A 7,281-nucleotide genomic window follows, 5' to 3' on the forward strand; every position below is an offset into this window, starting at 1 on the left:
GTACGACGTCAAGGCCGGACTCCCGCGCAACGACCGGGCCGATGCCCTCGAGGTCGTCGAGGAAGCCCTCGCCGACGAACCCGGCCTGCTCAGCGTCACGAACGGCGGACGCTTCGAGTTCGAGGCGGCCAGCCCGACCGACGGCCAGCGGCTGGACCGGTTGCTGCGCGAGCGCGCGGCCGACGTCTACCTCGAGGTCGGGTCTGCGTGGACCCTCGGGGACGTCGACGGCCGGCACATCTCGGTGATCCAGCCGCAGGGCGGCGGCAAGGACTGGACCCTCGCCATCGCGCTGTGGGCAGATCCGCAGTGGGCGGGTGCGAACGTCGTCGTCTCCGGTGACGAGTTCGCCCATGTCAACCTGTACCCGGTCAAGGGTGCGGCGCCGTACGACCTCGGCCTGGCCATGGCCGAGATGGAGGTCGACCAGGTCGGGGCGCCCGTGACACTGCGGCTGCCGACCACCACGGGAGGCGCCGACTACGACGTCAACTTCACCGGCAGCTCCCTCGCCCTGGACGGGGACGTGCCGGTGCCGGATGCAACGCTGCAGGACCTGAACGCCGGTTGGAGCAAGGGAGTGGAGACCCGATGAGCAAGAAGCGTGTCCTGATCACCGGTGGGGCCTCGGGCCTCGGCGCGGCCATGGCCGCTGCCTTCCGGGCGCGCGGGGACGACGTCCTCGTGGCCGACCTGACCGAGGTCCCCGACGGCATCAGGCTCGACGTCACCTCCGACGACGACTGGGCCGCGGCCCTGGCCTGGGTGGAGGAGAACTGGGGCGGCCTCGACATCCTGGTCAACAACGCCGGCATCGCCACGGGCGGGCGGATCGACGTCGTGAGCCTCGACGAGTGGCGCAAGGTCATCGACATCAACCTGCTCGGTGTGGTCCGCGGTTGCCGGACCTTCACGCCCATGTTCAAGGCGCAGGGGAGTGGTCACATCCTCAACACGGCGTCCCTCGCGGGACTCGTGCACCCGCCGGCCATGTCGTCGTACACGGCGGTCAAGGCGGGTGTGGTGGCGCTCAGTGAGACGCTGTCCTACGAGCTGGACCCGCACGGCATCCACGTCACCGCCCTGTGCCCCGGCTTCATCAAGACGCCGCTGGCCCAGTCGCTGGCCGGCAGTGACGCTGCCATGGATGCCATCGCTGCACGCCTGATCAACAAGTCGCCGTACACCGCTGAACAGGTGGCGGCGGCGGTCCTCAAGGGCCTCGACAGGAAGGCGATGGTGATCCTCCCGGACCCGGCGGCCCGCAAGGCGGCCTGGACCAAGCGTTTCGCCCGACCGTTGTACGACCGCGAGCAGCGCAAGTTCGGTGCTCGCATCAAGACCATCACCGAAGGCCAGTCAGGAGCAGGGGCATGAGCAAGGGAACGATCGTCATCACGGGTGCCAGTTCGGGGCTCGGTGAGGAAATGGCCCGTCAGTTCGCCGATCTGGGCTACGACCTGGGCCTGTGTGCGCGTCGTACGGAACGACTCGAGGCACTTACCGCCGAGATCTCCGCGACCCACCCGGACGCGCGCGTGGTCCTCAAGGCGCTCGACGTGAACGACGACGACGCGGTCTTCCGGGTCTTCCACGAGTTCGCCACGGAGTTCGGCACCGTCGACCGCGTCGTCATCAACGCCGGCCTGGGCAAGGGCGCGCCGCTCGGCACCGGGCGCTACCAGGCGAACCGCCAGACCGCGATGACCAACTTCGTCGCCGCGCTCGCGCAGACCGAGGCGGCGATGGAGATCTTCCGTGCCCAGAAGAGCGGCCACCTCGTGATGATCTCGTCGATCTCCGCGATCCGCGGCATGCGCAAGACGATCACGACGTACGCCGCCACCAAGGCCGGTGTCGCGGCACTGGCCGAGGGACTGCAGAACGAGAACGTCCCCGGCGTCGACGTGTCGATCATCTATCCCGGCTACATCCGCTCGGAGATGAACGCGAAGGTCGAGCAGAAGACGAAGTTCATGGTCGACACGAAGACCGGCGTGCGTGCCATGGTGGACGCGATCGAGAAGCGCAAGGCCAAGGCGTACGTCCCCGCCTGGCCGTGGGTGCCGCTGGGCCACGCCATGAAGCACCTGCCCCTGTCCGTCGTACGAAAGCTGGTGTGAGCGCGCAGTGAGTGAAGAGATCGGCGCGGCCAGTGCGGTCCGCGAGGAGGACGCCTTCGACGTCGCGGCCGTGGCCGCCTGGCTGGGGCGCGACATCCGCGAGGTGCGGCAGTTCTCGGGCGGTGCGTCGAACCTGACGTACCTGCTGAAGACCGACGACAAGGACCTGATCCTGCGCCGTCCACCCGCCGGCACCAAGGCCAAGAGCGCGCACGACATGGGCCGCGAGTACCGGATCCAGTCCGCCCTCGCGCCGGTCTTCCCGTACGTCGCCCCGATGGTCGCCTTCTGCGAGGACGACTCGGTGATCGGGTCGGAGTTCTACGTCATGGAGCGCGTGGCCGGCCACATCCCGCGCAAGGAGCTGGGCCTCGACCTGACGCCCGAGCAGGTGCGCGCTCTGTGCACCAACGTGCTCGACCTGCTCGTCGACCTGCACGCGGTGGACCCGGAGGCGGCGGGCCTGACCACGCTCGGCAAGGGCGAGGGGTACGTCGCCCGCCAGGTCGGTGGCTGGATCGGCCGCTTCGGCAAGGCGAAGACGTGGAACGTGCCGTCGTACAAGAAGGTCATGAAGTGGCTGGACCAGAACCAGCCCGCTGATCGCGCGACCTGCCTGATCCACAACGACTTCCGGTTCGACAACGTCGTGCTCGACGAAGCCGACCCGACCAGGCCGATCGCCTTGCTGGACTGGGAGATGGCGACCCTCGGCGACCCGTTGATGGACCTGGGTGCCGTCACGTCCTACTGGGTGCAGGCCGACGACTCGAAGCTGTTCCGCCAATTCCGCCGCCAGCCGACGCACCTGCCCGGGATGCTGACCCGCAAGGAGGTCGTCGACTACTACCTGGCGAAGTCCGGGTTCGAGCTCACCGACAAGGAATGGGCGTTCTACGAGGTCTTCGGGATGTTCCGGCTCGCCGTGATCCTGCAGCAGATCTACTACCGCTACCACCACAAGCAGACGAGCAACCCGGCGTTCAAGAGCTTCTGGATCGCCTCGCACGTCCTGCACCGCCGCTGCCTCACGATCATCAAGCAGGTCGGCTGATGCGGATCGGCTACCTCGTCCGGCACGGGCAGGCGTCCTTCGGCAAGAAGGACTACGACGCCCTGTCCGACCTCGGCCACCTGCAGTCGCGGGTGCTCGGGCGAGAGCTCGCCTACCGCGAGATCCGCCCCGACCTGATCATCCGCGGCGAGCTCCGCCGGCACCGCGAGACGGCCGAGGGCATCATCGAGGGACTCGAGCTCGACGTCCCGGTCGAGGTCGATCCGGGCTGGGACGAGTTCGACTTCCAGCACGTGGTCGAGGTGTTCAAGCCGCTCTACCGTTCGCGCACGCTGATGGTGGCCGACCTGGCGCGCACCCGCCACCCCAAGGCCGCGTTCCAGGCCGTCTTCGAGGACGCCACCGCCCGCTGGATCGGCGGCGGCTTCGACGGTGAGTACGCCGAGTCCTTCCCCGCCTTCACCAGCCGGGTCGAGGGCGCGCTGGCGCGGATGGCCGAGCGTGGCTCCGAGAAGGGGACCGTGCTCGTGGTCAGCTCCGGTGGCCCGATCGGCCTGGCGGCATCGCTGATGCTGGCCGGCGACGCGTCACTGTGGGGGTCGTTGAACCGGGTCGCGGTGAACACGGGGGTCACCAAGGTGATCAACGGGCGCAGCGGGCTGAACCTGTCGTCGTACAACAGCCACACCCACGTCGAGCACGACCGGGAACTGCTGACCTACCGCTAGCTGGCGTCCTCGGCGGGCGCGTCCTCGGCGGGCGCGTCCGTCGGCCCGTCGCCCGGGTCGTCGAAGCCGCAGATCCGGGACTCGTAGGCGATCTCCTTGGTCAAGCGGCTCTTGCCCGCTTCGTGCGCCTCGGCGACGGTGCCCGAGTAGATCTTGTTGTCCTTGGACTCACGCTGGAGGTCGGAGACCTCGGGGCACAGGTGGAAGACCTTGCCGGCCTCGGTCCAGTAGACGAGGTTGTCGCCGACGATGTCCTCGACCTGGTTGGTCTCCTCGGTGTACTGCTCGACCGACGGGGAGTCCCAGTCGACGCCGACCGCGGCGGCGGCGATCATCACGATCGCGCCGAGCCCACCGGCCAGGGCCTTCTGCTTGGGGCTCATGTCCTTGTTCATCAGGATCAGCACGATGAGCGGCAGGAACGCGATCACGGTGATGATCGCGCCGAGCTGGTTCTGCACGAAGAAACGGACGGTGTCGGCCTTCGACGCCGGGTCGAGGCGGTTCGCCTTCTTCCAGAGCAGCGATCCGCCGACGGCGAGCAGGCCGATGACGACGATCAGTCCGATCAGGAGCCCCATCTTCACGGGGTCCTGGCGCAGCAGGCCGAAGATGCCGTATCCCTCGGCGCCGATGGCCAACGCCCACAGGCCGCCGGCGACAAGGCGGAGCTTCGTGGCCTTGCCCTTCGCCTCCGGTGTGGGCGTCCAGGTGGGGCCGGCGTCGGCCCTGCCCGTGGTGGCGCCGCCCGTGTCCCTGGCATCGCTTTCGACGCGGACAACCTTCTTGGCCATGACATGTCCCCCGAGATCAGTTGGTGCTGGAAGCCCCAACCCTAGGGGCAATCAGCTCTCCGCCACTACGGTGAGCCCATGCGCCGTTCCGTGCTCCTCCATGACGTGGCCCGGGTCCCTGACCCCCTGCGGCGCGCCCGGATCCCTCGCCCGCTCTCGTCGGTGACGACGATCGGCGACGAGGCCGATCCCGCCTCGGTCGACATGACGGTCGAGGGGATCGAGACGATCTGGGACGGCGTCCGTGGCCTCTATCGCAGCGGCATCCACCCGGCGATCAGCCTGTGCGTACGCCGACGCGGGGTCGTCGTACTCAACCGGGCCATCGGGCACGCGCGCGGCAACGGGCCGCTCGACGGGCCGGACGCCGAGAAGGAGCTGGCCACCCCGGAGACGCCGTTCTGCATCTTCTCCGCGGCCAAGGCCGTGACGGCGACCCTGATCCACCGCCTCGACGAGGAGGGCCTGCTCCACATCGCCGACCCGGTGGCGGAGTACCTCCCGGAGTTCGCCCGGCACGGCAAGGAAGGGATCACCATCGCGCACGTGCTGTCGCACCGTGCGGGGATTCCGGCGATGCCGAAGGGCGCGCTGGACATGGACCGGATCGACGACTGGGAGTACCACCGCGAGCTCATGTACGACTCCAGGGCCGTGATGCGGCCGGGGCGGCGGCAGGCGTACCACGCGGTGTCCGGTGGTGCCGTGCTCGGCGAGGTCGTCCGCGAGGTGACCGGGCAGAGCATCCGGGAGGTGCTGGCCGACCGGATCCTCGACCCGCTGGGCTTCCGCTGGACCAACTACGGTGTCGCCCCCGAGGACGTGGCGAAGGTGGGGCTGGCGTACCCGACCGGCCCGCCGCCGGTGCCGCCGGTGTCGACCTTCCTGACCCGCGCGCTGGGTGGTGTCGCGCCCGACGAGGCGACCCGGATCTCCAACGATCCCCGCTACCTGACCGGGATCCTGCCCGCCGCCAACGTCGTGAGCACGGCCGAAGAGCTCAGCCGGTTCTTCGAGATGTTGCGCTGTGGTGGCGAGCTGGACGGCGTCCGGGTGCTCGAGGAACGCACCATCCGCCGCGCCCTGCTCCCGCAGTCACGGCTGGAGGTCGACCTCAGCCTGGCCCTGCCGATCCCGTTCAGCTACGGCTTCATGCTGGGCACGCCCAAGGTCGGGCTGTTCGGCGACGCACCCGGCGCCTTCGGACACCTCGGCTACATCAACATCCTCGGCTGGGCCGATCCCGCACGCGAGCTGTCGGTCGGGCTGATCACCTCCGGCAAGGCGGCGATCTATCCGGAAGTGACGCGGTGGCTCGACGTGCCGCGGCGGATCGGGAAGGCCGCGCCCTCGGCGATCAGGAACTGACCGGCGGTGTAGGTCGCCATCACGACCGACTCGAGCCGGTCGGGCGGGTTGGGGATGAGGAAGGTGCGTGCGCCGAGGATCGAGTCGGACGCCATGAACGTCGCGGCGCCGACAGCGGTCAGCACGCGCGCCCTGCGGGGGAGCGACGCGTCGAGGTGGTTGGCGTGCGCCACCATCGCGGCGAGGGTGGCGGAGTAGCCGAGCATCGTGGCGCCCAGCGCCTTGTCCTTGCGGTACGCCGCGAACGCCACGCCGGGCGCGGTGACCGCCCAGATGCCCGCGACACCGAGCGCGACCTTGTTGTCCTTCATCGCGCTGCCCCTGCTGTTGCGCAGGAAGCCCGCGATGTAGGCGAGATGGCCCACCCCGAACGACGTCGCGCCCGCGCCGAACGCCTTGTCGCTGTGCCCCAGGAGGAGCACGTCCCCGCCCCAGCCGGCCGCCTGTGCAGCGAGCGTGGTCGCGCGGAGCGGCGATCCGGCGGCCTTCTCGTTCGTCGCCAGTGATGCGCCGAGGACCGGCATGAGCAGGGGCTTGGTGACGTAGCGCGCCTTGTGCGCCGACGGCCGGCTCGAGCCGGCGAGCCAGGTGTCGGTGGCGGCAAGGGCCGCGAAGGCCAGCTTCAGCTTCGTTGAGGTGCGCACCTGCGCAATCTAGGGCCTCCGCGCTCCCAGATAGGGAGCAAGGTGGAGCGCGAGGTGCAACCGGAGCCGGTCCTGGCCGCGCGAGAGGTCCGATCCGGTGGCCTTCTCGACCTGGGCGAGCCGGTGGTAGACGGTCTGCCGGTGCACGGACAGCCGGGCCGCCGTACGCCCGGCACTGCCGGCCTCGTCGAGCCAGATCCGCACCGTTTCGAGTACGTCGACCGCGGCGTCTGCCAGGAAGGACTGCATCTGCTGGTCGATGACCGCCGCGGACAGGTCGTCGTCACGGGCGACGCCGAGCAGGGCGAGCGGGCCGAGGCCCTGCCACGCGACGACCTCTCCGGGGGCGCGGTTCCGGGCGACGCGCAGCGCGACCTCGGCGCCGCGGTAGGCGCGGGCCAGTTCGTCGATCCCTTCGACGGTGGGGCCGACGGCGACGCGGGTGGCCCGGTCCAGGGCGTCGACGCGGCGGCCGAGGCCGATCGCGGTGAGGAGCCCGCCGATGTCGGTGGCGGCGGCCAGGAGGCTGGCGCGGACCACGGCTCCCGCGACGGCCGGGCCGGAGCGCACCCAGACCACGCCCGCGCGACTGGGGCGGCTGGCGATCTG

At 69.8% G+C, this 7,281-nt stretch carries 9 protein-coding genes; 6 read left to right on the forward strand and 3 right to left on the reverse strand.

Translation table 11 applies throughout. From position 1 onward, the window contains the following. From ACOADB_RS20515 to ACOADB_RS20535, 5 genes are all read left to right on the forward strand, one after another. Positions 1 to 595 (forward strand): hypothetical protein (locus tag ACOADB_RS20515; RefSeq protein ID WP_378602789.1); only part of this gene is annotated, 595 nt, incomplete at its 5' end. Further along, positions 592 to 1,377, forward strand: a complete 786-nt coding sequence (locus tag ACOADB_RS20520; protein WP_378602790.1) for an SDR family NAD(P)-dependent oxidoreductase — start codon at positions 592 to 594, stop codon at positions 1,375 to 1,377. The genes ACOADB_RS20515 and ACOADB_RS20520, both read left to right, overlap by 4 nt. Continuing rightward, positions 1,374 to 2,123 carry an SDR family oxidoreductase gene (locus ACOADB_RS20525; protein ID WP_378602792.1) on the forward strand — a complete coding sequence of 250 codons (750 nt, stop codon included), beginning with the start codon at positions 1,374 to 1,376 and terminating at the stop codon, positions 2,121 to 2,123. The genes ACOADB_RS20520 and ACOADB_RS20525 overlap by 4 nt, the downstream gene beginning before the upstream one ends. Before the next feature lie 7 nt (positions 2,124 to 2,130). Then, the gene (locus ACOADB_RS20530; protein ID WP_378602795.1) at positions 2,131 to 3,177 is read left to right on the forward strand and encodes a phosphotransferase family protein; all 1,047 of its coding nucleotides are present in this window, start codon (positions 2,131 to 2,133) and stop codon (positions 3,175 to 3,177) included. Then, positions 3,177 to 3,866, forward strand: coding sequence for a histidine phosphatase family protein (locus ACOADB_RS20535; RefSeq protein ID WP_378602798.1), 690 nt, complete (start codon positions 3,177 to 3,179; stop codon positions 3,864 to 3,866). Before ACOADB_RS20530 ends, ACOADB_RS20535 begins: the two co-directional genes overlap by 1 nt. Here the strand turns inward: ACOADB_RS20535 and ACOADB_RS20540 are convergent. After that, positions 3,863 to 4,660: a hypothetical protein gene (locus tag ACOADB_RS20540; protein ID WP_378602801.1), complete on the reverse strand. Its 798-nt coding sequence runs from the start codon at positions 4,658 to 4,660 to the stop codon at positions 3,863 to 3,865. The genes ACOADB_RS20535 and ACOADB_RS20540 overlap by 4 nt on opposite strands. Before the next feature lie 78 nt (positions 4,661 to 4,738). On the opposite strand from ACOADB_RS20540, the gene ACOADB_RS20545 reads away from it, so the two are divergent. Continuing rightward, positions 4,739 to 6,028, forward strand: a complete 1,290-nt coding sequence (locus tag ACOADB_RS20545) for a serine hydrolase domain-containing protein (RefSeq protein ID WP_378602804.1) — start codon at positions 4,739 to 4,741, stop codon at positions 6,026 to 6,028. Here ACOADB_RS20545 and ACOADB_RS20550 read toward each other — a convergent pair. Together ACOADB_RS20550 and ACOADB_RS20555 are read right to left on the reverse strand one after the other, a co-directional pair. Continuing rightward, on the reverse strand, positions 5,953 to 6,672 hold the full coding sequence (locus tag ACOADB_RS20550) for a lysoplasmalogenase (RefSeq protein ID WP_378602807.1): 720 nt from the start codon (positions 6,670 to 6,672) through the stop codon (positions 5,953 to 5,955). The two genes, ACOADB_RS20545 and ACOADB_RS20550, sit on opposite strands and share 76 nt — an antisense overlap. A gap of 9 nt (positions 6,673 to 6,681) precedes the next feature. After that, a partial coding sequence (locus ACOADB_RS20555) for a PucR family transcriptional regulator (RefSeq protein ID WP_378602810.1) occupies positions 6,682 to 7,281 on the reverse strand: 600 nt, incomplete at its 5' end.

The sequence above is a fragment of the Nocardioides sp. CPCC 206348 genome (assembly GCF_048654705.1).
Lineage (GTDB): Bacteria > Actinomycetota > Actinomycetes > Propionibacteriales > Nocardioidaceae > Nocardioides.